The sequence below is a fragment of the Klebsiella sp. 10-1 genome, assembly GCF_009758445.1.
Lineage (GTDB): Bacteria > Pseudomonadota > Gammaproteobacteria > Enterobacterales > Enterobacteriaceae > Klebsiella > Klebsiella scottii.
The window spans coordinates 502,172-528,024 of record NZ_WQRE01000002.1; the positions used below are offsets into that span (position 1 = coordinate 502,172).

Below are 25,853 nucleotides of genomic sequence, written 5' to 3' on the forward strand. Positions count from 1 at the left end.
ATCCTCGGAATATGAACGATATTGCGCATAACCTGGCACAGGTCCGGGACAAAATCTCAGGCGCTGCCGCTCGCTGCGGCCGCTCGCCAGAAGAAGTTACGCTGCTTGCAGTCAGTAAAACCAAACCTGCGAGCGCGGTTGAAGAAGCGGTGGCTGCCGGTCAGAGGGCGTTCGGTGAAAACTACGTGCAGGAAGGGGTGGAAAAAATTCGCCACTTTCAGGATGCCGGGGTTCGCCATCTACAGTGGCACTTTATTGGCCCGCTGCAGTCCAACAAAAGTCGTCTGGTGGCGGAACATTTCGACTGGTGCCACACCGTCGACCGGCTGAAGATCGCCGCCCGGCTTAGCGAGCAGCGTCCGGCGCATTTGCCGCCGCTTAACGTGTTGATTCAAATTAATATCAGCGACGAGCAAAGCAAATCAGGGATCCCGCCTGAGGAGCTGGATGCATTGGCGGCAGAGATAGACGCCCTGCCGAATCTGCAGCTGCGCGGATTAATGGCCATCCCGGCCCCAGAGTCAGAGTATGTAAGGCAGTTTGCCGTCGCCCAACAAATGGCGGTAGCATTTGCGCGACTTAAGGCGCACTACCCTGCGGTCGATACGCTGTCTCTGGGAATGTCGGATGATATGGAAGCCGCTATCGCGGCGGGAAGCACTATGGTGCGCATCGGTACCGCAATCTTCGGTGCGCGCGACTACAGCAAAAATTAAGGAATCTGAGGAACGCCATGAAGACGTTGACTTTCCTGCTTTCAACGGTCATTGAACTCTACACCATGATCATGTTGTTACGCGTCTGGATGCAGTGGGCTCGCTGCGACTTTTACAACCCCTTCTCGCAGTTTGTGGTGAAGGCAACCCAGCCTGTCGTTGGGCCGCTGCGCCGCATTATCCCGGCCCTGGGGCCGCTCGACAGCGCCTCGATGCTGCTGGCCTTTATTCTCTGCGTCATCAAAGCCATCGTGCTGTTTATGGTGGTCACCTTCCAGCCGATCATCTGGATTTCCGCGCTGCTGATCCTGATTAAGACTATCGGCCTGCTGATTTTCTGGGTGCTGCTGCTGATGGCGATTATGAGCTGGGTGAGCCAGGGCCGCAGCCCGGTTGAATACGTGCTGATGCAGCTCGCCGACCCGCTGCTGCGCCCTATTCGCAAGCTGCTGCCGTCAATGGGCGGGATCGACTTCTCGCCGATGGTGCTGGTTCTGCTGCTGTACGTGATTAACATGGGCATTTCCGAACTGCTTCAGGCAACCGGTAACGTTCTGCTTCCGGGGCTGTGGATGGCGCTATGAGTGCCGTCGAAGCCTGCGCCGACGGGCTGGTCTTGCGGCTGTATATTCAGCCCAAGGCCAGCCGTGATAGCATCGTTGGTTTACATGGCGACGAGCTCAAAGTCGCCATTACCGCCCCGCCCGTTGATGGTCAGGCAAATGCCCATCTGATTAAGTTCCTCGCCAAACAGTTTCGCGTCGCGAAAAGCCAGGTGCTTCTTGAAAAAGGCGAACTGGGCCGTCATAAGCAGATAAAAATCATTAACCCGCAACAGATCCCGACTCAGGTCGCGGCGCTGACAGAATAAGAGCCTGGCTCTAAACAGGATTAATCATGCAAAAAGTTGTTCTCGCCACCGGCAATGCCGGAAAGGTCCGCGAGCTGGCCTCGCTGCTGGAAGATTTTGGTCTGGATATCGTTGCTCAAACCGAGCTGGGAGTAGACAACGCCGAAGAAACCGGCCTGACGTTTATCGAAAACGCCATTCTGAAAGCCCGCCATGCCGCACAAATTACCGGCCTGCCGGCGATTGCCGATGACTCCGGCCTGGCGGTAGATGCGCTAGGCGGCGCGCCGGGGATCTACTCCGCGCGCTACTCCGGCGAAGATGCCAGCGACCAGCAGAACCTGGAAAAGCTGCTCGTCGCCCTGCGCGACGTCCCTGACGATAAGCGTCAGGCGCAGTTCCACTGCGTGCTGGTCTACCTGCGTCATGCCGCAGATCCAACGCCGATTGTTTGTCACGGCAGCTGGCCCGGCGTGATTGCCCGCAGCGCGGCAGGCAGCGGCGGCTTTGGCTACGATCCTATTTTCTTTGTTCCGTCTGAGGGTAAAACCGCGGCGGAGCTGAGTCGTGAAGAAAAAAGCGCGATATCCCACCGCGGGCGCGCGCTGAAACTGTTACTGGAAGCATTACGTAATGGCTAATTTGCCACCTCTGAGCCTGTATATTCACATCCCGTGGTGCGTGCAGAAGTGCCCGTACTGCGATTTTAACTCGCACGCGTTGAAGGGCGAGGTACCGCACGACGACTACGTGCAGCACCTGCTCAACGATCTGCGGGCCGACGCGCACTACGCCCAGGGCCGTGAAGTCAGGACTATTTTTATCGGCGGCGGTACGCCAAGCCTGCTCTCCGGGCCGGCGATGCGGACCCTGCTCGACGGCGTTCGCGCCTGCCTGCCGCTGGCCGCCGACGCCGAGATCACCATGGAGGCCAATCCCGGCACCGTGGAGGCCGATCGCTTTGTTGAGTATCAGCGCGCGGGGGTCAACCGGATCTCCATCGGCGTGCAAAGCTTTAGCGAGGCAAAGCTGCAGCGTCTGGGACGTATTCACGGCCCGGCCGAGGCGAAACGCGCGGCGCATCTGGCCACCGGCCTCGGTCTGCGCAGCTTCAACCTCGACCTGATGCACGGCCTGCCGGACCAGTCGCTGGATGAAGCGCTGGACGATCTGCGCCAGGCCATCGAGCTCAACCCGCCGCACCTGTCGTGGTATCAGCTGACGATTGAGCCGAATACCCTCTTCGGCTCCCGTCCGCCGGTGCTGCCGGATGACGATGCGCTGTGGGATATTTTTGAACAGGGGCATCAGCTGCTGACGGCGGCAGGCTATCAGCAGTATGAAACCTCCGCCTATGCCAAACCCGGCTACCAGTGTCAGCACAATCTTAACTACTGGCGCTTTGGCGACTACCTCGGCATCGGCTGCGGGGCGCACGGTAAGGTGACTTTCCCTGACGGACGCATTCTGCGAACGGCAAAAACGCGCCATCCGCGCGGGTACATGGAAGGCCGCTACCTTGAGCGCCAGCACGACGTCGAGGCGGCGGATAAGCCGTTCGAATTCTTTATGAACCGTTTCCGCCTGCTCGAAGCCGCGCCGCGTGACGAATTCAGCCGCTATACCGGCCTTGATGAGAGCGTGATTCGTCCGCAAATTGCCGCCGCCATCGCCCAGGGCTACCTGGCTGAAGACGCGCACTGCTGGCAGATAACCGAGCACGGTAAGCTGTTTTTAAACTCGCTGCTGGAGCTGTTCCTGAGCGAAGATTAAGCATCCGGGCGGCCCTTCGCCGCCCGTTTTTTTGCCGCACGATCCCCCTTTTCAAGGTCGTTTTTTCCTCCGCGCTTCGGTCAAAACGCCTGCTCCTTTTTTATTCAGATCTTTGCAGCCAATCACAAATACACATCGATATTTTTCCATTTCTTGACTCCTTTTTTGCGCAGTGGTAATCCTGCTTCATCGGTTGAGCAAATGTAAAACCGAAGTATCCTACATGTGAATTATTGGTAACTCTTATTAAAAAAGTCTTTATGACGTCGGCCGAGGCCGGCGGGCTCAAGCATATAAAAAAGAGGGTAAGGCAATGAATTACCGTAAAGTTTTTATCGCACTTGCAACAATATCCGCCGGCATTACCGCTTCAGCACAGGCAGCGGAATCCGCCACGGTCGCCTTTTTAATGCCCGACCAGGCATCGACGCGCTACGAGCAGCATGATTTTCCCGGCTTCAAGGCGGAAATGAGCAAACTGTGCGCCGACTGCAAGGTCATTTATCAAAACGCCAACGCCAGCGCCACCCTGCAGCAGCAGCAGTTCAACTCGGTCATTGCCCAGGGAGCGAAAATCATCGTTCTCGATCCGGTGGACTCTTCCGCCGCCGCCGCGCTGGTTGCCAACGCCCAGGCGCAGGATGTCAAAGTGATCGCCTACGACCGCCCTATCCCGGCGAAACCGGCAGATTTCTACGTCTCGTTTGATAACGAAGGGATTGGCTATGCCATCTCTAAATCCTTGACCAGCCACCTGAAAGAGAGCGGCGTACCGCAGGATGCCGGCGTGCTGCAAATCAACGGCTCCCCTACCGACGCGGCGGCGGGACTGATCCGCGACGGTATCCACCGCGGCCTGAAAGAGTCGGGCTACAAAACCCTGGCGGAATTTGATACGCCGGAATGGGCGCCGCCAAAAGCGCAGGAGTGGGCTGCCGGGCAGATAACCCGCTTTGGTGACAAAATTAAAGGCGTGGTTGCCGCCAACGACGGCACCGGCGGCGGGGCGATTGCCGCCTTCAAAGCCGCTGGCGTCCAGCCGTTACCGCCGGTCACCGGCAATGACGCCACCATCGCCGCGCTGCAGCTCATCATCGCCGGCGACCAGTACAACACCATCTCAAAACCGTCTGAGATCGTCGCGGCGGCGGCGGCGAAAGTGGCCGTTGAGTTTATTGAGGGTAAGAAGCCTCAGGCCAGCACCACCCTGTACAACACCCCGTCGCAGCTCTTCACCCCGGCGGTGATCACCGCGAAAAATATTAAAGCGGAAATCTTCGATAAAAAGATCCAGACCTACGCTCAGGTTTGTACCGGCGAATACGCTGCAGCCTGCCAGAAGTTAGGCATCGAAAAGTAATTTTGCCCATACGCCCGTCATCCAACGGCGGGCGTAGTTTCGCAATAATTGAGGTCTCTTCCATGTCGCAAGAACAAGAGAAAGTATCGACGGCCGGGCAACCGATCCTGAAGCTAAGCAACGTCTCTAAACACTTTGGCGCCGTCTGCGCCCTGGCGGATATCGAGCTGGAGGTCCACGCCGGTGAAGTGGTGGCGCTGGTTGGCGATAACGGCGCGGGAAAATCTACGCTGGTTAAAATTCTCGCCGGCGTGCATCAGCCTACCGACGGCACCATTGAGTTCGACGGCAGGGTCGTCACGCTTGATAGTCCGGGGAAAGCGCTGGAATACGGTATCGCCACGGTTTTTCAGGATTTAGCGCTGTGCGAAAACCTGGACGTGGTGGCCAACCTGTTTTTAGGCCAGGAGATCTCGCCTTTACAGCTGGATGAGGTTGCCATGGAGGTACGGGCGTGGACGCTGCTGCAGGAGCTGGCGGCTCGTATTCCGTCGGTGCGAGAGCCCATCGCTTCGCTCTCCGGCGGCCAGCGTCAAACCGTAGCCATTGCCCGCTCTCTGCTGATGAATCCCAAAATTATCATGCTGGATGAGCCGACCGCCGCGCTCGGCGTCGCCCAGACGGCGGAAGTGCTCAACCTGATCGAGCGCGTTCGCGAACGCGGCCTCGGCGTCATTATTATCAGCCATAACATGGAAGACGTCCGGGCGGTTGCCGATCGCATCGTGGTGCTGCGCCTCGGGCGTAATAAAGGGATCTTCACCCCCGACGCCTCCAACCAGGATCTGGTCGCCGCCATTACCGGCGCAACGGAAAACGCCGTTTCGCGCCGCGTTGAACGTAAATCACAGTTAAGTTCTTCTGGAGTGATTTAATTTTATGAACAGCAAGACAGAATCCCGCCCGGCCCTGGATCGCAGCGACGAGCGCGTCCAGCACAACGATGGTCTGTTCGGCGTGGTGCGTGCGCAAATCAATCGTATCAGGACCGGCGATCTCGGCACCGCCCCGGTGATTGCCGGACTGATTGTTATCTCCCTGGTGTTTACCTGGCTCAACCCGGTGTTTATTGCGCCGAATAACCTGGTTAACCTGCTTTTTGACTGCGCCACCGTAGGCTTTATCTCTCTGGGGATCGTCTGCGTGCTGATGCTAGGGGAAATCGACCTTTCGGTAGGTTCGATGAGCGGCCTTGCCTCGGCAATCGTCGGCGTCCTGTGGGTCAACGCGGGCTGGCCGGTGGCGGCGGCTATTGGCGTGGCGCTGCTGTGCGGTATCGCCGTCGGCCTGATTTACGCTCTGCTCTATAACCGCGTCGGGATGCCGAGCTTCGTGGCGACGCTCGCCGGCCTGCTCGCGCTGCTCGGGATGCAGCTGTACATTCTTGGCCCCAGCGGCAGCATCAACCTGCCCTACGCTTCGCCGCTGGTTCGCTTCGGCCAGCTGATGGTCATGCCGGGCTGGTTCTCCCATACCCTGGCCCTGCTGCCCGGTCTGGCGCTGCTGACGTTTGGCCTTAAAACCCGCGTACGCCGCCTGCAGGCCAACCTCTCCGCGGAGTCCGTCAGCTCGCTGCTGCTGCGCGCGGCGCTGCTGACGGTGATTTTTGAGGCTGCCGTTTTCTACCTCAACCTGGGCCGCGGCGTACCGTGGATTTTCGGTCTGTTTGTCGCGGCGGCTATGGTGCTCAACTATGCGCTGAAGCGGACAAAATGGGGCCGCTCGATGTTTGCGGTCGGCGGCAACCGGGAGGCCGCGCGGCGCTCGGGGATTAACGTCAGGGCCATTTACGTCAGCGCCTTTGTGCTCTGCGCGACGCTGGCGACATTCGGGGGGATTCTGGCGGCTTCGCGCCTGGCCTCAGCCAGCCAGCAGGCCGGTACCGGCGACGTTAACCTCAACGCCATCGCCGCGGCGGTGATCGGCGGCACCAGCCTGTTTGGCGGGCGCGGCAGCGCCTGGTCCGCGCTGCTGGGGATCATCGTGATTCAGTCGATTTCGAACGGTCTGACGCTGCTGAATCTGCCGTCATCCCTGCGTTATATCATTACCGGCTGCGTGCTGGCGATTGCGGTGATTATCGACTCTCTGGCCCGCCGCTCCCGCGTATCGCACGGGCGTGCCTGAATCGAGAGGATTAAAGAGAATAGTGCGCGGCTCGGGCGTAACGGGCCGCGCAATGAAAAGGTTATTTCAGTGAACTCACCAGCGTCTTGCGGCTATCTTCAAGGGAAACCACCCGGCTGCAGACATCTTTGCCGAACTGCTGGAAATCCGCTTCCTGATTCTTCCACTCTTCCTGAATCGCCGTTTGCAGGCCACCCAGGCTACCGAGGATCCCCTGCAGCGGATTGCCGCCGCCCTTGAGAACCGCCTTCGCGCCCATCTCGTTAATGCTGTCCTGCAGGATGCCGCCCATCGCCTGATTGACCAACTGCTGGCCGTCGGCGCGGACCTGATCGATCGCTTTATAATGGAAGGTCAGCCCATCGCTGCGGCGTTCAATAATCCGGTTCATCTGCGTTTTTAGCTGCGCGTCCAGTTTGGTCAGGCGACCGTGCATGCTGCTGCTGGTTCCCACCTGCTCGGTGATGATTTTATCCAGCGCCGTGCGGCCTTTTTCAACCCGGGCGCGCGCGCCGTCGTCAATCCACGGCAGGCTGCTGCGCAGGCTGGCCTGATAATCCTGAGCCTGCTCGCGCTGGGCCGCATTCAGGGAATACTGTTTTCCGTTCCAGGTAAGGCTGCCGTCCGGCATAATCACCAGATCGCCGTTCTCCCCTTTCACCTGCACCTTCTGCGGGCTGAGGATCACGTCGTCACGCGGCGTGACGCTACACTGGTAGTCCGCATGCGCGGTCAAAGCGGTGACGGACAGCGCCACCGCCAGCAGCGTTTTGCGCATCATAAAGCTCCCTTCAGACAAAGCGGGTCGGCAATTGCCGACCCTTGTCAAACTTAGTCCCACCAGACGTCAAAAAGTTCGCTGGTGCGCACGTCGGCAAGCTGGCGCTCTTCCAGCCACTTGCGGACAATGGCCTGATGCTCTTCGGTGCATTTACCGATTTCCTGCATGCAGATCAGACCTTCCCAGGAGAGGTAGCCGCTGCCGTCAAACGCCAGTTTGTTCGGCTCGATCACTTCATTGATCAGGTCATTTACGGTCTGGTCGATATGCTCTTCGCTGCTCCCTTCCGGGAAACGCCAGGCGACAGAAAAGCCCATTTCCTGAAACTCGTCGATATGCATTTTCTTACGCAGACGACGGCTACGATTCTTTGCCATTATTTCACCCTCTCGAACATTAAGTCCCATACGCCGTGGCCAAGACGATGGCCACGCTGTTCAAATTTGGTTACCGGGCGCGATTCCGGTCGCGGTACATAGTCGTTGCTTTCAGACAGGTTACGATAGCCGTCGAGCGAAGACATCACTTCCAGCATATGCTCGGCATACTGCTCCCAGTCGGTCGCCATATGGAAGACGCCGCCGAGCTTGAGCTTGCTTTTCACCAGTTCAGCAAACGGCGCCTGCACGATGCGGCGTTTATTATGCCGCGCTTTATGCCACGGGTCAGGGAAAAACAGCTGCACCATATTAAGGGAGTTATCCGCAATCATGGTGTGCAGCACTTCGACCGCATCGTGACACATCACGCGCAGGTTTTGTACACCCTCTTCCTCAGCGGAAGCAAGGCACGCCCCGACGCCCGGAGAATGGACTTCAATACCGAGGAAATTCTGCTCCGGTTTCGCCTTGGCCATCGCCACCAGCGAGGCGCCCATGCCAAAACCGATCTCTAAGGTGACCGGCGCCTCGCGGCCAAACAGCGAAGCTAAATCAAGCGGCGCATCGGTGAACTCAACGCCCATCACCGGCCAGATAGTATCCAACGCGTGCTGTTGCCCTTTGGTCAGGCGGCCCTGGCGGCGGACGAAGCTACGAATGCGGCGCAGAGGACGGCCGTTTTCATCGAACTCCGGAGATATGACGTCGTTTTTCATAAAGGTTAGGTCTGCTTGTGAATGTGTGCGGAAAACGGGCATTATCCAAAGTTACCCGACGGATGCAAGGGTTTACAGCCTCTCGCCCTTGTGCTGCAATCTGCCACCCTGTTATCGCAATTCCGGAGCTGCAGCTTTGACTTTTCTCGCCGCGCAATTTTCAACCCAGGTGCTGGAGTGGTACGACAAATACGGGCGTAAAACCCTGCCATGGCAAATCGGCAAAACGCCTTACAAAGTATGGCTCTCCGAGGTGATGTTGCAACAAACTCAGGTGGCAACGGTTATCCCTTATTTTGAACGCTTTATGGCGCGTTTCCCAACGATTATCGATCTGGCGAATGCCCCGCTGGATGAAGTCCTGCATCTGTGGACCGGCCTCGGCTACTACGCCCGGGCGCGCAATTTACATAAGGCGGCGCAGCAGGTGGCAAACCAGCACGGCGGCGAATTCCCGCAGACCTTTGATGAAGTGGCCGCGCTGCCCGGCGTCGGGCGCTCGACGGCGGGCGCCATTTTATCGCTCTCTCTGGGCAAGCATTATCCGATTCTCGACGGCAACGTAAAGCGCGTGCTGGCCCGCTGCTATGCGGTAAGCGGCTGGCCGGGAAAAAAAGAGGTCGAGAAGCGGCTTTGGGGGATTAGCGAAGAGGTCACGCCGGCCAAAGGGGTCGAGCGTTTTAACCAGGCGATGATGGATCTCGGGGCGATCGTCTGCACCCGTTCGAAGCCCAAATGCGCGCTTTGCCCGCTGAATAACGGCTGCGAGGCGTACGCCAATAATTCATGGACTCAATATCCAGGCAAGAAACCGAAGCAGACTATTCCGGAACGCACCGGCTATTTTCTGCTGATGCAGCACGGCGACGAGGTGTTTCTCGCCCAGCGTCCGCCGGTGGGATTATGGGGCGGATTATTCTGTTTTCCGCAGTTTGAAGATGAAGAGACGCTGCGCGAGTGGCTGGTACAGCGGCAGATTAAGGCCGATAATCTGACGCAGTTGACCGCGTTTCGCCACACTTTCAGCCATTTCCACCTGGATATTGTACCGATGTGGCTTACAGTGCACTCATCCGGCGCATGCATGGATGAAGGCGGCGCACTCTGGTATAACTTAGCGCAGCCGCCGTCGGTCGGTCTGGCGGCTCCCGTGGAACGCCTGTTGCAACAGCTGAAGGCCGGGGCGTTGGTATAGCGTTCTGGCGAATTAAAGAGGATGAATCATGAGCAGAACTATTTTTTGTACTTTCCTGCAGCGCGAAGCGGATGGCCAGGATTTCCAGCTGTACCCGGGCGATCTCGGCAAACGCATCTATAACGAGATCTCCAAAGAGGCCTGGGCCCAGTGGCAGCACAAGCAGACCATGCTGATCAATGAGCAGAAGCTCAACATGATGAACGTGGAGCACCGCAAGCTGCTGGAGCAGGAGATGATCCAGTTCCTGTTTGAAGGGAAAGATGTGCATATCGAAGGCTATACGCCGCAGGAAAAACGGTAAGGGCCGACGGCTCTTGCCCCCACCAACACAACGCACGCTCCCGGAATGATGAAAAAATATTTAGCGCTAGCGCTCATTGCGCCTTTGCTCGTTTCGTGTTCCAGCTCGAATAAAAAGGGCGCCGGGTATGACGAAGCGTGGGTAAAGGACACTAACGGCTTCGATATCCTGATGGGACAGTTTGCCCATAACGTCGAAAATATTTGGGGGTATAACGAAGTCCTGCTCGCCGGGCCGAAAGACTACGTTAAATATACCGACGGGTACCAGACCCGCAGCCACATCAACTTTGATGAGGGTACCATCACCGTCGAGACCCTCGCCGGAACCGATCCCACCGGGCGTCTTCGTCAGACGATCATTAAAACGCTGCTGATGGGGGACGATCCGGGCTCCATTGACCTCTATTCCGATACCGACGATATCCAGATTTCGAAAGAGCCGTTCCTGTACGGCCAGGTGGTGGACAATCACGGCGATCCGATTCGCTGGGAGTGGCGCGCCTCGCGTTACGCCGACTATCTGCTGCAGACGCGGCTGAAAAGCCGCAGCAACGGCCTGCGAATCATTTACAGCATCACCATCAACCTGGTGCCGAACCACCTCGATAAGCGTGCGCATAAATATATCGGCATGGTGCGCCAGTCGGCGCGGAAGTACGGCATTGATGAATCGCTGATCCTGGCGATAATGCAGACCGAGTCCTCTTTCAACCCTTACGCCGTCAGCCATGCCGACGCGCTGGGCCTGATGCAGGTCGTCCAGCACAGCGCCGGGAAAGACGTTTTCCGTTCCCAGGGAAAATCGGGCCTGCCGAGCCGCAGCTTCCTGTTCGATCCGGCCAGTAATATCGATACCGGCACCGCGTACCTGGCGATGTTGAACAACGTCTATCTTGCCGGTATCGACAACCCCACCTCGCGCCGCTACGCCGTCATCACCGCCTATAACGGCGGCGCGGGAAGCGTACTGCGGGTCTTCTCCAGCGATAAGGTTCAGGCTGCCAACATCATTAACAGCATGACGCCGGGCGATGTCTACTCGACGCTCACCACCCGCCACCCCTCCGGGGAATCCCGCCGCTACCTGTATAAAGTCAACACGGCGCAGAAATCCTACCGCCGCAAATAGGGTCTTTATCCTTTACCCGGCTCTCGTTACGCGCACGAGAGCCGGGTCGTTCGGCGCCCTTTTCGCTACGCGCCATACGAAAACGTTATTTGCATCACAATCTAATCTGCAAATTAATATGGATTGCATTTATTTGCGGAAGGTAACAAAACATGATGCCGCTTGCTGATAGAATTTCATCAAATCGTAGTCCTGAATGTAACCATAACAACAGCTCCCCCGCTTACTCGTGAGGAAAATAACATGAACCTTAAGCTGCAGCTTAAAATATTGTCGTTTCTGCAGTTCTGCCTTTGGGGTAGTTGGCTGACTACGCTGGGCTCCTATATGTTTGTGACGCTTAAGTTTGACGGAGCGTCTATCGGTGCCGTGTACAGCTCGCTGGGTATTGCCGCCGTGTTCATGCCTACGCTGCTGGGGATCGTGGCGGATAAGTGGATCAGCGCGAAGTGGGTGTATGCGCTATGCCATCTGGTCGGGGCGGGAACGCTGTTTATGGCGGCCCAGGTCACCACGCCGGGTGAGATGTTCCTGGTTATTCTCCTCAACTCGCTGGCCTATATGCCAACGCTGGGGCTGATTAACACCATCTCCTACTATCGTCTGAAATCCGCCGGCATGGATATCGTCGCCGATTTCCCGCCTATCCGTATCTGGGGAACCATCGGTTTTATCATCGCGATGTGGGCCGTGAGCTTCGCCGGCTTCGAGCTGAGCCATATGCAGCTTTATATCGGCGCAACGCTCTCCGTCGTGCTGGCGCTGTTCACCCTGACGCTGCCGCATATTCCGGTCTCTAACCAGCAGAAAAACCAGAGCTGGAGCACCATGCTGGGCCTGGACGCATTTGCCCTGTTCAAAAACAAGCGGATGGCGATCTTCTTTATCTTCTCCATGCTGTTAGGCGCTGAACTGCAGATCACCAACATGTTCGGTAATACCTTCCTGCACAGCTTCGACAATAACCCGCTGTTCTCGGGCAGCTTTATCGTCGAGCATGCGTCGGTAATGATGTCGATTTCCCAGATCTCCGAAACCCTGTTTATCCTGACCATTCCGTTCTTCCTGAGCCGCTACGGCATTAAGAACGTCATGCTGATCAGTATCGTGGCGTGGATGCTGCGCTTCGGCCTGTTCGCCTACGGCGACCCAACGCCGTTCGGCACCGTGCTGCTGGTTCTGTCGATGATTGTCTACGGCTGCGCCTTCGACTTCTTCAACATCTCTGGTTCGGTGTTTGTCGAGAAAGAGGTAAGACCGGAAATTCGCGCCAGCGCCCAGGGGATGTTCCTGATGATGACCAACGGCTTTGGCTGCATTCTCGGCGGCGTGGTGAGCGGGAAAGTGGTAGAGATGTATACCACCGACGGCATCACCAACTGGCAGCCGGTGTGGCTGATCTTCGCCGGATACTCGCTGGTTCTGGCCTTCGCCTTCGTCGCGCTGTTTAAGTACAAACACGTCAGACAGCCTGCCGCAGTCCAGCAGAGCGCCTGATAACAGCCCGGCGGCGCTACGCCTGCCGGGCAACAACACGCCACGCCCCGAGCTCGCGCCGGGGCGTTTTTTTATGCCTTCAGCACGTTGCCGTACAGCCGCTTGATGCCGTCAGGATCCGTTTCGCTGTAGACGCCCTGCAGCTCCGGCGAGAAGCCGGGCAGCATATTGACGCCCTCCTCCAGCGCGAGGAAGTAGCGCAGCACCGCCCCGCCCCACACCTCGCCCGGCACCACGCACAGCACGCCCGGCGGATACGGCAGCGCCCCCTCCGCCGCAATGCGACCTTCGGCCTCGCTCAGGCGCACGAGGTCGACGTTACCGCGAATAAATTCGCGGTTCGCATCCTGCGGATTCATCACCACGCGCGGGAAGCTCCGCTTGCGGAACATCTCTTTTTGCAGATCCTTAACCGCAAAACTGACGTACAGATTGTGCATCTCCTGGCATAGCTCGCGGATAGTGTAATCACGATAGCGCACCGGATATTTGTTATAGATGGTCGGCAGCACGTCAGCCAGCGGGGTATCGGCTTCGATATGCTGTTCAAACTGCGCCAGCATCGCCACCAGCTGCGCCATTTTTTCAGCGCTCTCGGCCGGCGTCAGCAGGAACAGAATCGAGTTCAGATCGCACTTCTCAGGCACAATGCCGTTTTCGCGCAGGTAGTGCGCCAGAATCGTCGCCGGGATACCAAAATCGGTATATTCGCCGCTTTGCGCGTCGATGCCCGGCGTGGTCAGCAGCAGCTTGCAGGGATCAACGAAGTACTGATCGCCCGCATAGCCCTCAAAACCGTGCCAGCTGGCGCCCGGCTCAAAGCTGAAGAAGCGCCGCTCGCGGGCGATGGCTTCGGTCGGATGATCCTGCCACGGGCGCCCGGCCACCGTCGGCGGCACAAATGGCTGAATCATTTTGCAGCGGGCGAGGATCGCCTTGCGCGCTTCAATACCCAGCGCTACGCAATCAGCCCACAGCCTGCGGCCGCTTTCGCCTTCATGAATTTTGGCATTCACATCCAGCGCCGCAAACAGCGGGTAAAACGGGCTGGTCGACGCGTGCAGCATAAAGGCGTTATTCAACCGCTTGTGCGGGCAGAACCGCGCCTGGCCGCGCAGGTGGTTATCCTTCTTGTGGATCTGCGACGTTTGCGAGAAACCGGCCTGCTGTTTATGCACCGACTGGGTGACGAAAATGCCCGGATCTTCAGGAGTCAGATCGAGCAGCAGCGGCGAACAGTCGGCCATCATCGGAATAAACTGCTCATAGCCGACCCACGCGGAATCAAACAGGATGTAGTCGCACAGGCTGCCAATTTTATCCACCACCTGACGGGCGTTGTAGACGGTGCCATCGTAGGTGCCAAGCTGAATCACCGCCAGACGGAACGGCCGCGGCGCATCGGCCTTTTCCGGCGCCACTTCGCGAATAAGGTTGCGCAGGTAGCCTTCATCAAAGCAGCGATCATCGATGCCGCCGATAAAGCCAAACGGGTTGCGCGAGGCCTCCAGATAGACCGGCGTGGCCCCGGCCTGAATCAGCGCGCCGTGGTGGTTGGATTTGTGGTTATTACGGTCAAACAGCACCAGGTCGCCGCGGGTGAGCAGCGCGTTGCTGACCACCTTATTCGCCGCCGAAGTGCCGTTAAGGACGAAATAGGTCTTGTCGGCGTTGAACACCCTCGCCGCAAACTTCTGCGCGTGTTTGGCGGAGCCTTCGTGAATCAGCAGATCGCCCAGCTTGACGTCGGCATTGCACATATCGGCCCGGAAGATGTTCTCGCCAAAGAAGTCAAAGAACTGACGGCCCGCGGGGTGTTTTTTAAAAAATGCCCCGTGCTGATGTCCCGGACAGGCAAAGGTGCTGTTGTCCATCTCGACGTATTGAGTCAGAGTATTAAAGAACGGCGGCAGCAGGTTGTCTTCATAGCGGCAGGCCGCCGCCTCCAGCTCCAGCCAATCCTGCTCTTTGCCGGTCATCACCGCCGCGACGCCGTCCGGCTTTGCCATTTCGGTCTCGCTAAGCAGATAGACCGGCAGGTTAAACCCGCTACGCTTAAGTAGAGAGAGGATGCCGCTGCGGCTGTCCGCTGCGGTAATGACGACTGCCGCCACATCGGTAAAATCAGTATTGTCCAGCGCGACCACGCGACGGTGGGTGGACAGATGGGGGACCAGCTCGCAGCTGGCGGCAATGTGCATTGATTTCATTAGCGCGAATACCCGTTTCCGGAGAGTAAAAGGCCTCAGACAGGGCGTTCACGCCTTGTCCAACGAAATGTCAGGGTCCGACTGGATTCCAGCTCCGACCGCCCGACATCAGTAAAAGCAGACCGGGTCCGCTTTTACTGTTGTCCTGCAGTGAGCATACGCTGCCTTCACCGCATGCGGGGAAGAGGATCGAGACTAAGAGTAGCAAGATGAGGCGGCTTACGCATCTGCGCGCGGCGGCAATGCGTTGGCGATGTGGTCATCCCGGCGGCCTCATAGTTGAAGAGAAGAAAATTCGCGCAATAATGTCACCTTTGCCATACCCAGGCAAGATGAATTACATATGCAGTCACATCACTGTTCCACGAGCCTTTACGCCGTGGCAGGTTCATAATAATGCACTTATTAGGGATAATTAACGGGAGCACGCTGTGGTTACAGGACCTTTTATTAACGCCTGCGCGGTGCTGTCAGGCGGCATCATTGGCGCACTGTTAAGCCAGAGATTGCCGGAGCGCATCCGCACATCGATGACCTCTATTTTTGGTCTCGCCTCTTTGGGCATTGGTATTTTATTAGTGGTTAAATGCGCCAACCTGCCGGTGATGGTGCTCGCCACCCTGTTGGGCGCCCTGCTTGGCGAAGTGTGTAATATGGAGAAAGGGACCAACGCGCTGGTCGGCAAGCTCCAGCAGATATTTTCGCCGAAGGGCAAGCGGCGGGTTGCCGCCCATGACTCTTTTGTTCAGAGCTACGTCGCGATTATCGTGCTGTTCTGCGCCAGCGGCACCGGGATCTTCGGCGCGATGCGCGAAGGCATGACCGGCGACGCCAGCATTCTTATTGCCAAAGCGTTCCTCGACTTTTTCACCGCCACCATTTTTGCCTGTTCTCTTGGCATTGCCGTCGCGGCGATAAGCGTTCCGATGCTGGTTATCCAGCTCACGCTGGCGGCCTGCGCTGCGTTAATTATGCCCTTGACGACCCCGATGATGATGGCCGATTTCAGCGCCGTTGGCGGAATGCTGCTGCTGGCGACCGGGCTGCGCATCTGCGGTATCAAAATGTTTGCGGTGGTTAATATGCTGCCGGCGCTGGTGCTGGCAATGCCGCTATCGGCAGCCTGGAGCCTCTTTTTCGCCTGAAGCTGCGTGCTTTTAATGCAATGTGGTGATAGATTGTCCATCCTGCGTTGATTTGATGAAATTTCGTTGACGCAGCGAGGCGAATCGGTTTTAATGCGCCCCGTTGCCCGGATAGCTCAGTCGGTAGAGCAGGGGATTGAAAATCCCCGTGTCCTTGGTTCGATTCCGAGTCCGGGCACCACTATTCAGAGAACCCAGCCGATGGCTGGGTTTTTGCATTTCTGCAGCCGGACTCTCCATCGAACTACGTTCGATTATTCGCCGCCAGCGGCTCACCCCTGCGGGGCCGGCGCGACAGGCGCGCCGTTCAACGCCTCCGGCGTTAGTCCGAGTCCGGGCACCACTATTCAGAGAACCCAGCCGATGGCTGGGTTTTTGCATTTCTGCAGCCGGACTCTCCATCGAACTACGTTCGATTATTCGCCGCCAGCGGCTCACCCCTGCGGGGCCGGCGCGACAGGCGCGCCGTTCAACGCCTCCGGCGTTAGTCCGAGTCCGGGCACCACTATTCAGAGAACCCAGCCGATGGCTGGGTTTTTGCATTTCTGCAGCCGGACTCTCCATCGAACTACGTTCGATTATTCGCCGCCAGCGGCTCACCCCTGCGGGGCCGGCGCGACAGGCGCGCCGTTCAACGCCTCCGGCGTTAGTCCGAGCCGGGCACCACTATTTAAAGAACCCGCCCAAAAGGCGGTTTTTTGCATTTCTACGGCCGGACTCTCCATCGAACTACGTTCGATTATTCGCCGCCAGCGGCTCACCCCTGCGGGGCCGGCGCGACAGGCGCGCCGTTCAACGCCTTCGGCGTTAGTCCGAGCCGGGCACCACTATTCAGAGAACCCGCCCAAAAGGCAGGTTTTTGCATTTCTGCGGCCGGACGGGGCTGCTTCCGGATATTTCTCGTCAGGCGTACTATACACCTGTGTTATAGCTACATACCCGCCACTGAAGATTGCTTCAATGTAAGCGGCCTGCCATCCGCTGTCGAGCGTCATCAGCGGAATGCTGAGTGTGTCACCGCCGGTAGTCCGAGTACCGGGAACTGAGTTGCATTTAATATCGCAGGCATAACGAAAATCCCTTACACCAAATAATTAACTTTGAGGGGCTAAAAGTATGTAAGCCGCATACTGTGTACCGGTAACTACTGCATTCATCAGCATATGAAGAATCACTGGCATCAAAAGCCCCCGGCTCTTCACCCGCGCCGCCGTGAGGGTTAAAGAAACCAAAAACAACATGATAAAGGTCCTTATTTCCGTATACTGCAAGTGGACTGCCGAAAATATCAAGGACACGATGATAGCGGCACCATAAATATTTCCCCGAAACCAGAATTTAAGTATGTTAAACAGGCATCCACGGAAGACGATTTCTTCATAGACAGGCGCAATGAAAATTAGCAGAATGGCATTAATCCAAAAAATGTATCCTCCGAGAGTCGCCTGGGATTCGGACCATTTTTCAGCTTTATTTATCCCGAAAAGATAAGGGAAAAGATACTGAACAAGCAGAATAATAAGAAACAGTATCATAAACGTTTTAAGCCGAAAACTACCGACCCCCATGCCTTCTCTTTTACGGAAAAAGATATAATAGAGAGGAATAATGAACATAAATTCCAGAGTAATGAGTAACGGAATCAGAAGCCCTCGCGCCATAAGTTCTGCACCGTTTCTTAAAAATAAGGGGATAAAGGTTATCCCGAAGAACAGTATGAACATAGCAAAACATCCGGATACGGATTTGTTTCTTTCAATATATTCACAGCTGTATTTTTTGTCTTCCATTTCATCATTCCTGATACAAATCAATAACTTAAGACCATAGCCGAAATTTACCATCGCGTAAGGCCTCGGACTCGTCAGGTAGTAGTGTGTTACATTTCCTCTTCATTTGACCAGATTTATTTAGTATCGAATGATTCAGGTAAGTAAGTACAGGCTGGATACCTGCCTTTGACGAAGAAATATTAATAGCATTGCTTTAGTCGTGTCCTGCAGACGCATTCAATAAAACTACCCGCGCGGCCGATTTTACTGTTATTTCTCCGTGAGCGATAATTATCCGTGTTATATTAAGATGTTTTATCGCTTGATTAACATAATTTTCACTCTCAGTATTCAGCGCACTTATGGCCTCATCCATGCATAAAATACCGGGACAACGGTAAAGCGCTTGTGCAATAAAAACCCGCGGTTTCTGCCCGCCAGAAAATCTTGCTACCGGTTCGCTAATCAGCGCCTCATAACCCACGGGCATTTTTATGATAACTTCGTGAATAAAGCTGGATCTGGCGGCGCGCTCCACCATCCACGCCCCATCGATATTTTCAGCGAAACCGCAGATATTTTCTCGAACAGAGTCTGAAAACAGCCGGTCATCCTGCATCACACAGGCAATCATTCTGTGATAATTATTGACACCCAGCGACCTGATATCCGTACCGTCTGCCGGACTCGGGTACAAACAGCCCGCACAGTACCTTTACCAGGGTGATTTTCCCTGAACCTGAAGGCCCGATAATCGCCACAATTTCTCCTGGTTTTATACTGGTGTTCAGGTTGCTGAAAACGGGCGCAGACTGACCGTCATAACGAAAACTCAGGTTCCGGATCTCCAGTGCTACCGGATGTATATCGGCTTGCATAGCCGTATCAGGTTTCCGGGCTTCCCGCGCGTTCAGGGCGATAATTCAATACTTGCCTCTTTAGAGTGCAAATATTATCGAATTGAATATTCTAGCGATAAATCTGAGTAATATATTGGCGCTAGTTTAAGTCATAACATAACAATAAAAATGCCAATACCGCTCTTTCTTGCCGGCAAGAGGGGATATAAACAATGTTTGTTTAACTCCAGGTGCAGCCCGCAAGGCGACGTTCATCTGTTTACATCACCGCGTAGCGCAAGCGTTCAAGGAGGTCCCCGGGCCCCGTGGGGTCGTCCCCGTTCATCCGGCCGTCGAATCCATGCCAGCGCGGTGGACATTAGCGTTATTTAGCAGGGTCATTTCGCAAATTGTCATCGCCCAGGCCGCCAATAAACGGCAGACGTATACGTAACGGCGTGAAATCCAGCCCCACGTTCAGCCCCAGCAGGTTGAGTTCAAATCCCTCTTCAGCCCCCAGCGTAACACCGGCAATCCCCAGCACCGACACCTGTACCCCGCGTCCGGATGGCGGGAGGCCGATGGGATCCAGCAGCGAGCGAAAATCTTTCCCCACCGCGTTGGCGGGCATATCCAGCTTGAGCGCAGGCACCTCGCGCCCAATATGGGCAATAAAGGTGTTACTGTTGGGCCCTGGCCAGGCGTGGTAGGTATCCGGCCAGGGATAGGTGGCAATGGCCGCGACAATCTGCGGAATCATGGCTTCGGCCTCTTGCCCCCGGTGTTCCACCAGCAAACGGGGCTTCGCCCCGAACCAGTAGCCATCCGGAGGGTTACGATTGCGGCGCACCTTTTCCCCGCCTCCCCAGCTAATCACTTCGTAACGGCTATATTCCGTCTCCCCGGCGCGTTTATAGATGATCCATGGATGTACCGCCACCACCCCTCTCCATCCCCAGGTCGGCGCAGCGTAGACCTGCACAATGGCCAGCCTGGCGTTTTGCTGAGGGTCGGGCGCCAGCCCCGCTGAGTCACGGCGGGCGGACCACCAGCCCTCCTGCGAGCGCTGCTCACGCTGATGCATCGCCTGGGCCAGGCTGGCGCCAAGAGAGAGCAGGATGATGCAAAGAAGACTCAGACAAACGATTTTTATGATCATGGCAGCCTGTATTCAGGGAGGAAACATCCATATGCGCGATTATTGTACTGATTGCGCTGCGCATCAAGACAGTTCGGCAGCGCCGAACTGCGACGTTTCCACAAAAAACGCTGGCGGCGTGCCTTTCACCGAAACGCCGCGCCAGCGCCTCCCGTTACATGGATTTTTTAACTTCGTCCTTTTTTTTCATCGCCATCCCGGCGCCAGGCTTTTTCTCCTTCGTCATCATGGTGCCAGGATGTTTATCAGCTTTCATCATCATGGTTGCGGAATGATCATCGGCCTTCATCATCGCGCCGGAGTTATGGTCTGCTTTCATCATGGTGGTCGATGACGTTTCGCTCGTCGTATCTGCCGCATAGCTCACCGTCACGGAGCCCATAGCACAGACGGCTGACAGTGCGAAAATAGCTAATTTTTTCATAATATTTTCCTCAGTTATTGTCGATACACCCGCGATACCATTACCGACTATCCGCCACATCTGTTCCCCAAAGCCTCACGCAAATTTAAATTAAATGTGATATTTCAACGGCAGCAGAGGGAGTTGTGTAAGCTGCAAGAGTAGACGGGAAAATGGGGGGTTAAATATGACAGGCGTAACCGCAAAAAAAATCCTGATCGTCGAAGATGACGCCGACATTGCCGACCTTCTCGCCCTTCACCTGCATGATGAGGGCTATGACGTTACCCATGCTAATGACGGTAATAAAGGCGTCGCCCTGCTGGAAAGCGGCGGCTGGGATGCGCTGATCCTCGATTTAATGCTCCCCGGTATCGACGGGCTGGAGATCTGCCGTCGCGCGCGTAATATGGCCCGCTATACGCCCATCATTATTATCAGCGCCCGCTCCAGCGAAATACACCGCGTGCTTGGCCTGGAGCTGGGGGCTGACGACTATCTGGCAAAACCGTTTTCCATGCTGGAGCTGGTCGCCCGCATCAAGGCCCTGTTTCGCCGTCAGGAAGCGATGATCAGCGCCATGAAAATGGATGCAGGAATGTTGCGTTTTGCCGGCCTGGTGATAGATCCCATCGCGCGTGAAGTACATCTGGATCGCAAACCGGTGGAACTCACGCCGCGTGAATTCGATCTGCTCTATTTTTTCGCTAAAAACCCCGGCAAAGTGTTCTCGCGCATGAGCCTGCTCAATCAGGTCTGGGGCTATCAGCATGAAGGCTATGAGCATACGGTCAATACGCACATTAACCGCCTGCGGATCAAGATTGAACATAACCCGGCGGAACCGGAGCGCCTGCTAACCGTCTGGGGAATGGGATATAAATTTTCCCCCGCGGTCGAAAGCGCAACATAAGCAGCCGGTCGTAAAATATCTCTTCTCCCGATGTCGGCCGGCTGCTAGCCGGAAAAAATGCCGCCCCGTAGGGCAAACCGCGCCCCCTGACGGCGACGCGGTGGGGAATCATTAACCTTTCACCAGCACCGGTTCGCTATTCCACAGCGCCGGGAAGTTTTTTTTCAGCTGCTCAACTTTGGGTTTGTCATTGATCACAATGTACGGGTAATCGGGGTTGTCGTTGAGGAAGTTCTGATGATATTTCTCCGCCGGATAGAAGCTGGCGCGCTCCTCAACCGTAGTCACCAGCGGCGCGTTGAAACGGTGGCTGCCGTTAAGCTGGGCAATATAGGCCTTCGCTACGCTCTCCTGCGAATCATTCATCGGGAATATCGCTGAGCGATATTGCGTACCGTAGTCCGGCCCCTGCCGGTTCAGCTCCGTCGGGTTATGCGCGACCGAGAAGAAAACCTGTAACAGCTGGCCGTAGGTTACCTGCTGCGGATCAAAAGTGATCTGTACCGACTCGGCATGACCGGTCATACCGGTGCTCACGCTATCGTAATAGGCGGTGCGGGCTTTGCCGCCGGCATAACCGGAAGTCACATTAGTGACGCCTTTGACGTGCTGGAAAACGCCCTGCACGCCCCAGAAACAGCCGCCGGCAAGGACGGCGGTTTCCAGACGCGTCGAACCAGGAGCCTCATCCTGCAGCGGCGCGGGAATAATTACCGCGGGTTCAGCTTCAGACCAGGCGACGCTCTGGAATACCAGCGCGCTAACCACCAGAGCCGAAGCGCCTACGGCACGGATACAATGGGTCATTTTTTTCATCTTCGTAGCCACCTGTATTAACCAAATGTGAAAGCGTATGCGTCTACATCCGGATCTTTAAACTCAATGCTGAAGGTGTGTTCCCCCACCCCATCAGACCCGCGAACTAACTGATACAAACGCTGTTCCGTCACCGTGCCGCTACCGTCGGCGGCCACGTCGGCGCCGTGCATCCTGCCCGGAGCCTGGCCATCGACCAACACCTTAAAGCGAACGGGTTTCCCGTCCCTACCCGGCCCCAGAACCAGATGCAGGTCGCGAGCATGGAACTGATAGGCAATCTTGCCGGTGCCGCCGTTCAGCGTGATATGCTCGTCGCCGATGGTCCAGCGTCCTTCCAGCCCCCATGAATCGAGGGGCAGCGCCGCAATATGGTAATCAGCGGGCTGGTCTTCGCTGACCTTATCGGAGGCAAAGTTTGCTCCGCGCGAATAGCCGAGGTAGGTTTCCGGTGAGATATTGCTTTGACCGCTGGCAGCCTGTTCAACGCCCGTAGCTGAAACCGTACTGACGCTATTATCGACATTTTTCGCCCCCGCCTGACGCAGCAGCTCCTGAATCACATGTTCGGAGCGGTCATAATCGCCTTCGCCGAAATGTTCGTAACGGATATGCCCGCTGGCATCAATAAAGTAGTGCGCTGGCCAGTACTGGTTATGAAAGGCGCGCCAGATGCGGTAGTCGTTATCGATCGCAACCGGATAAGTGACCCCCAGCTTTTTCGCTTCTTTCGCAACGTTGCGAATATCTCTTTCAAAGGCGAATTCCGGCGCGTGCACGCCAATCACTACCAGCCCCCGATCGCGGTACTTCTCCGCCCAGGCTTTAACGTAAGGCAGTGAACGCAGGCAGTTGATACAAGAGTAGGTCCAGAAGTCCACCAGCACGACTTTGCCGCGCAGCGCTTCCGGGGTCAGCGGCGGCGAGTTCAGCCACTGCACGGCGCCGGTCAGTGGCGGCGCCAATCCTCCATCGCTCAGCAAAGATGACATACCGTTATCAGCCGTACTGGCTACGGCGCTGGCGGGGGTTGCCGCAGGCGCCGAGGCATATTTTCCGCTGCCCGGAGAGAGTTTTTGTATCAAGGATTGTTCAATACCGCCGGTTGATGCCGTCGAAATCCGCGCCAGGACGCCGGTGTCCAGTCCGAAACCGATCGCCGCCACGCCCATCAGCATACCGACGCCGAGCGCGCGGCGGATCCACTCCCCAACCCCCAGCGAGCGCTTCATGGTGGCGAAGACTTTACCGCCAATCAGCAGCGCCAGCGCCAGCGAGGTCGCCGCACCGGCGGCATAAGCCAGCAGCAGCAAGGTGGAGTTGATATTCGCGCCCTGCAGCGCCGCACCGGTCAGTACCAGCCCGAGGATCGGCCCGGCACACGGCGCCCATAGCAAACCGGTGGCAATACCCAGCAAAAACGAGCTGCCCGCGCCGGAGGATTTACCGACGGTAATCCGGTTTGACAGGGAATTCCCGGCAGAGACCAGCGGATGCATGATCCGATCCGCCAGGCGGGGGAACAGCAGCGTTATCCCAAATAGCGCCATCAACACCAGCGCGGCGTCACGACCATACTGGTTGGCCGCCACCACCCAGCCTCCGCCCACGGCAGCCAGCGTGGCAAACAGCGTAAAGGTTATCGCCATTCCCGCCAGCAGCGGCAGACCGGTGCGCATAAACGACCGATCCGAACGGGCAAAAACAAACGGCAGCACGGGTAAAATACAGGGGCTGGCGATGGTCAACAGGCCCCCAAGATAAGCAAGAAAAATAACCAGCATAATCAGCGTCCTTATTGTGGACAGTGGGGGCTATATTTTTTCCGGTCTAAACAGCATCGCATAGCCATTCATGCAATAGCGTAGTCCGGTCGGCGCCGGGCCGTCGCTAAACAGGTGGCCCAGATGCCCCCCGCAGCGGCGGCAATGAATTTCGTCGCGCACCATGCCAAATGAGCTATCGCGGCTCTCTGCCACCGCGTCATCCAGCGGTTGCCAGAAGCTGGGCCAGCCGGTGCGGCTGTCAAATTTAGCGGCGGAGGAGAAAAGCGGCAGCTGGCAGCCCGCGCAGACGAAGGTGCCGCGCCGGTGTTCATTGTTCAGCGGGCTGGAATAAGGTCTCTCGGTCCCCGCCTTCCGCAGGATGTAATACTGCTGAGGCGTCAGGAGCTTCTGCCACTCCTGCGGGCTATGGGTTATGGCAAACTTTGCCCCCGCCGGGGCAGCAGTCGCTTTGCCATCAGCGGCAAACAAAGAGGGGAAGCGCCCTACCGCCAGTACGCCGGCCGCGATCGCGCTGCCTCCCAGCAGAAAATTTCGTCGGTTTAACATCATCGCCCCGCGTTCTGTGGAAAAGGAATGATGTCAACTTACAGAGGAAGTTCTTATCAAATCCTCCCGAAACGTTCACAAATTTGTGATAACTTTCGCCGGGTAGGGAGAGGTGGGAGCGCTACAATTTATATTTCTTTAGAAACAGAAGATTAGAGAATATTAAAAAAGATACTTCCGCGTAAATTTGGCTGACGTCCGCAGAGGCCGAAACCGGCGGAGCTTCGATCCGAATGCTGCAGGAAATGTCGCCCTTCAGGGGGAAAGGTGTCGACTCATGGCATATCAGCAAGACTGGCAGTTTGTTTTTGCCGGTTATACAGACAGAGAGATTTCATCGTTTGCGATTTGCCATTATCCATTCTTTTACCGGAAATAATGAGGGCCGAGTAACCGACATCATCACTAAAATCTATGCGCTGTCCTGTCACCTTTTTATGCAGCAGGTCGCTCTTTGCCAGGCATGAGCGTTGGATAGTTTTATCAAATTCTTTCCACGCTGCCTCTGAGGAGGCAAATGCGCCAGCTGGCAGCAGTAATACAGGAACCAGTGCGATTAGTTGTAATAGTTTCATACAGATATCTCCAATATAAGGGGAGTAAGTACCGGTGGCGTAAAGAACGTGCCAACAATATAACTCATCTTTTATTTTCAACAGCCGCTGCGGTCGGATTATTTCGGCGTTCTGTTTTCAGGCGCTTTAATACCTCAGAGCGCTGAATGACTGCCGTCGCTATCTGCATCAGACTTGCCGGCACGCGCCCCCCGTGGTTTCATTGAGAACGGCCGCGCCGTGGCGCAGCGTCTCACCAGACCGCTCCGCGTTGGCCCGGCTACAGGCGACAGTTGGCGATGAGTGATGAGAGAGAGCGTCTCGCAATGAGTGCGAGGACAGGTGCGCAGGAGCGGTAAACAGAAAACCCAGCCCGTGGTTGGCTTTTACATTTTCGCAGCCGGACGCGTGGCGCTACTGCACATATAGGTCGGCAGCGTTCCCAAAAGAAAGAGATAGCTACCATTTTTCTGTTCATTAATACGCATATAGATATTTTTTCCCGGATAGACGAAAAACAGCGGCTCATATTTTTCCAGCCAGCTATCCGGCACGTTATCGTCCGGGAATTTAATATTGTGTTCTGATACCAGGTACCAGACACGGCCTTTGCGCGTCACCAAAAACGATATTTTACGGTTAATAACTCTGTTCGGCTCCCCCTGCACGTGACCGTTAATGCTGAGCGTCCCGCTCTTCCCGTCTACGGTGTAATTCATCCACAGAATGAGGGTCGTATCCGGATGATGCTGGACAAAACTCACCCGACAGGAGAACGGCGCGACATAATAGCGACACCACAAAAAATAACTCGCCAGCACGGCGCCGAGCAGCAGGCAAAAGCAGGACAGGTAAAGCACCTGACGATGATGGGCCATG

At 56.4% G+C, this 25,853-nt stretch carries 26 protein-coding genes, 1 tRNA gene and 1 pseudogene; 15 read left to right on the forward strand and 13 right to left on the reverse strand.

Translation table 11 applies throughout. The features are described from left to right. The first annotated feature begins 11 nt into the window (after positions 1 to 11). The 8 genes from GO007_RS10460 to GO007_RS10495 all read left to right on the forward strand — a co-directional run bounded on the left by GO007_RS10460 (position 12) and on the right by GO007_RS10495 (position 6,826). The gene (locus tag GO007_RS10460; RefSeq protein WP_095099346.1) at positions 12 to 716 is read left to right on the forward strand and encodes a YggS family pyridoxal phosphate-dependent enzyme; all 705 of its coding nucleotides are present in this window, start codon (positions 12 to 14) and stop codon (positions 714 to 716) included. A gap of 17 nt (positions 717 to 733) precedes the next feature. Then, positions 734 to 1,300 (forward strand): YggT family protein, encoded by a 567-nt coding sequence (locus GO007_RS10465; RefSeq protein ID WP_041147204.1) that lies wholly within the window; start codon positions 734 to 736, stop codon positions 1,298 to 1,300. After that, positions 1,297 to 1,587 (forward strand): DUF167 family protein YggU, encoded by a 291-nt coding sequence (gene yggU / locus GO007_RS10470; protein WP_041147205.1) that lies wholly within the window; start codon positions 1,297 to 1,299, stop codon positions 1,585 to 1,587. Before GO007_RS10465 ends, yggU begins: the two co-directional genes overlap by 4 nt. A gap of 26 nt (positions 1,588 to 1,613) precedes the next feature. Further along, entirely contained in the window at positions 1,614 to 2,207 is a 594-nt protein-coding gene (locus GO007_RS10475) for an XTP/dITP diphosphatase (protein ID WP_095099349.1), read from the forward strand. Further along, complete coding sequence (hemW, locus tag GO007_RS10480) at positions 2,200 to 3,339, forward strand: radical SAM family heme chaperone HemW (RefSeq protein ID WP_095099352.1); 1,140 nt, start codon at positions 2,200 to 2,202, stop codon at positions 3,337 to 3,339. Before GO007_RS10475 ends, hemW begins: the two co-directional genes overlap by 8 nt. A gap of 313 nt (positions 3,340 to 3,652) precedes the next feature. After that, positions 3,653 to 4,699, forward strand: coding sequence for a substrate-binding domain-containing protein (locus GO007_RS10485; protein WP_095099355.1), 1,047 nt, complete (start codon positions 3,653 to 3,655; stop codon positions 4,697 to 4,699). 62 nt (positions 4,700 to 4,761) lie between these two features. Then, positions 4,762 to 5,574 carry an ATP-binding cassette domain-containing protein gene (locus GO007_RS10490; protein WP_095099358.1) on the forward strand — a complete coding sequence of 271 codons (813 nt, stop codon included), beginning with the start codon at positions 4,762 to 4,764 and terminating at the stop codon, positions 5,572 to 5,574. 4 nt (positions 5,575 to 5,578) lie between these two features. Continuing rightward, positions 5,579 to 6,826: a sugar ABC transporter permease gene (locus tag GO007_RS10495; RefSeq protein ID WP_095099361.1), complete on the forward strand. Its 1,248-nt coding sequence runs from the start codon at positions 5,579 to 5,581 to the stop codon at positions 6,824 to 6,826. Positions 6,827 to 6,887: 61 nt separating this feature from the next. On the opposite strand, the gene GO007_RS10500 is transcribed toward GO007_RS10495, so the two are convergent. From GO007_RS10500 to trmB, 3 genes are read right to left on the reverse strand one after another with little or no spacing between them, the layout of a single operon-like run. Then, entirely contained in the window at positions 6,888 to 7,607 is a 720-nt protein-coding gene (locus GO007_RS10500) for a YggN family protein (protein WP_095099364.1), read from the reverse strand. A gap of 50 nt (positions 7,608 to 7,657) precedes the next feature. Continuing rightward, positions 7,658 to 7,984, reverse strand: a complete 327-nt coding sequence (locus GO007_RS10505) for a YggL family protein (protein ID WP_095099367.1) — start codon at positions 7,982 to 7,984, stop codon at positions 7,658 to 7,660. Then, positions 7,984 to 8,703 (reverse strand): tRNA (guanosine(46)-N7)-methyltransferase TrmB, encoded by a 720-nt coding sequence (gene trmB / locus GO007_RS10510; RefSeq protein ID WP_095099370.1) that lies wholly within the window; start codon positions 8,701 to 8,703, stop codon positions 7,984 to 7,986. The genes GO007_RS10505 and trmB overlap by 1 nt, the downstream gene beginning before the upstream one ends. Positions 8,704 to 8,839: 136 nt before the next feature. Between trmB and mutY the strand changes: the two genes are divergently transcribed. From mutY to GO007_RS10530, 4 genes are all read left to right on the forward strand, one after another. Next, on the forward strand, positions 8,840 to 9,898 hold the full coding sequence (gene mutY, locus GO007_RS10515; RefSeq protein ID WP_095099373.1) for an A/G-specific adenine glycosylase: 1,059 nt from the start codon (positions 8,840 to 8,842) through the stop codon (positions 9,896 to 9,898). A gap of 28 nt (positions 9,899 to 9,926) precedes the next feature. Next, complete coding sequence (locus GO007_RS10520) at positions 9,927 to 10,202, forward strand: oxidative damage protection protein (RefSeq protein ID WP_095099376.1); 276 nt, start codon at positions 9,927 to 9,929, stop codon at positions 10,200 to 10,202. A 48-nt stretch (positions 10,203 to 10,250) separates the two neighbouring features. After that, the gene (gene mltC, locus GO007_RS10525) at positions 10,251 to 11,333 is read left to right on the forward strand and encodes a membrane-bound lytic murein transglycosylase MltC (protein WP_095099379.1); all 1,083 of its coding nucleotides are present in this window, start codon (positions 10,251 to 10,253) and stop codon (positions 11,331 to 11,333) included. A gap of 243 nt (positions 11,334 to 11,576) precedes the next feature. Then, positions 11,577 to 12,830: a nucleoside permease gene (locus GO007_RS10530; RefSeq protein ID WP_095099383.1), complete on the forward strand. Its 1,254-nt coding sequence runs from the start codon at positions 11,577 to 11,579 to the stop codon at positions 12,828 to 12,830. Positions 12,831 to 12,901: 71 nt separating this feature from the next. On the opposite strand, the gene GO007_RS10535 is transcribed toward GO007_RS10530, so the two are convergent. Beyond that, positions 12,902 to 15,040 (reverse strand): ornithine decarboxylase, encoded by a 2,139-nt coding sequence (locus GO007_RS10535; protein ID WP_095099385.1) that lies wholly within the window; start codon positions 15,038 to 15,040, stop codon positions 12,902 to 12,904. A 431-nt stretch (positions 15,041 to 15,471) separates the two neighbouring features. Between GO007_RS10535 and GO007_RS10540 the strand changes: the two genes are divergently transcribed. Together GO007_RS10540 and GO007_RS10545 are read left to right on the forward strand one after the other, a co-directional pair. Continuing rightward, positions 15,472 to 16,185, forward strand: coding sequence for a DUF554 domain-containing protein (locus GO007_RS10540; protein WP_095099387.1), 714 nt, complete (start codon positions 15,472 to 15,474; stop codon positions 16,183 to 16,185). 105 nt (positions 16,186 to 16,290) lie between these two features. Continuing rightward, positions 16,291 to 16,366, forward strand: a tRNA-Phe gene (locus GO007_RS10545). Positions 16,367 to 17,279: 913 nt separating this feature from the next. Here GO007_RS10545 and GO007_RS10555 read toward each other — a convergent pair. From GO007_RS10555 to GO007_RS10570, 4 genes and pseudogenes are all read right to left on the reverse strand, one after another. Then, on the reverse strand, positions 17,280 to 17,975 hold the full coding sequence (locus GO007_RS10555; RefSeq protein WP_095099389.1) for a CPBP family intramembrane glutamic endopeptidase: 696 nt from the start codon (positions 17,973 to 17,975) through the stop codon (positions 17,280 to 17,282). 196 nt (positions 17,976 to 18,171) lie between these two features. Further along, a pseudogene (locus GO007_RS10560) lies at positions 18,172 to 18,877 on the reverse strand (ATP-binding cassette domain-containing protein); the annotation flags it as partial. Between the two features lie 304 nt (positions 18,878 to 19,181). Further along, entirely contained in the window at positions 19,182 to 19,955 is a 774-nt protein-coding gene (locus GO007_RS10565) for a DUF3750 domain-containing protein (protein ID WP_095099391.1), read from the reverse strand. 154 nt (positions 19,956 to 20,109) lie between these two features. Then, on the reverse strand, positions 20,110 to 20,379 hold the full coding sequence (locus GO007_RS10570) for a hypothetical protein (protein WP_095099393.1): 270 nt from the start codon (positions 20,377 to 20,379) through the stop codon (positions 20,110 to 20,112). A 166-nt stretch (positions 20,380 to 20,545) separates the two neighbouring features. On the opposite strand from GO007_RS10570, the gene GO007_RS10575 reads away from it, so the two are divergent. Continuing rightward, positions 20,546 to 21,271 (forward strand): response regulator transcription factor, encoded by a 726-nt coding sequence (locus GO007_RS10575; RefSeq protein ID WP_095099396.1) that lies wholly within the window; start codon positions 20,546 to 20,548, stop codon positions 21,269 to 21,271. Positions 21,272 to 21,382: 111 nt separating this feature from the next. Here GO007_RS10575 and msrA read toward each other — a convergent pair whose 3' ends face one another. The 5 genes from msrA to GO007_RS10600 form a co-directional block, all read right to left on the reverse strand. Next, entirely contained in the window at positions 21,383 to 22,087 is a 705-nt protein-coding gene (msrA, locus tag GO007_RS10580) for a peptide-methionine (S)-S-oxide reductase MsrA (RefSeq protein WP_095099400.1), read from the reverse strand. Between the two features lie 17 nt (positions 22,088 to 22,104). Continuing rightward, positions 22,105 to 23,871 carry a cytochrome c biogenesis protein DipZ gene (locus tag GO007_RS10585; RefSeq protein WP_095099403.1) on the reverse strand — a complete coding sequence of 589 codons (1,767 nt, stop codon included), beginning with the start codon at positions 23,869 to 23,871 and terminating at the stop codon, positions 22,105 to 22,107. Positions 23,872 to 23,901: 30 nt separating this feature from the next. After that, on the reverse strand, positions 23,902 to 24,420 hold the full coding sequence (msrB, locus tag GO007_RS10590; protein WP_095100101.1) for a peptide-methionine (R)-S-oxide reductase MsrB: 519 nt from the start codon (positions 24,418 to 24,420) through the stop codon (positions 23,902 to 23,904). Between the two features lie 275 nt (positions 24,421 to 24,695). After that, positions 24,696 to 24,995 carry a hypothetical protein gene (locus tag GO007_RS10595; protein WP_095099406.1) on the reverse strand — a complete coding sequence of 100 codons (300 nt, stop codon included), beginning with the start codon at positions 24,993 to 24,995 and terminating at the stop codon, positions 24,696 to 24,698. A gap of 365 nt (positions 24,996 to 25,360) precedes the next feature. Continuing rightward, positions 25,361 to 25,852 (reverse strand): hypothetical protein, encoded by a 492-nt coding sequence (locus GO007_RS10600; RefSeq protein ID WP_095099407.1) that lies wholly within the window; start codon positions 25,850 to 25,852, stop codon positions 25,361 to 25,363. Position 25,853: the final 1 nt, after the last annotated feature.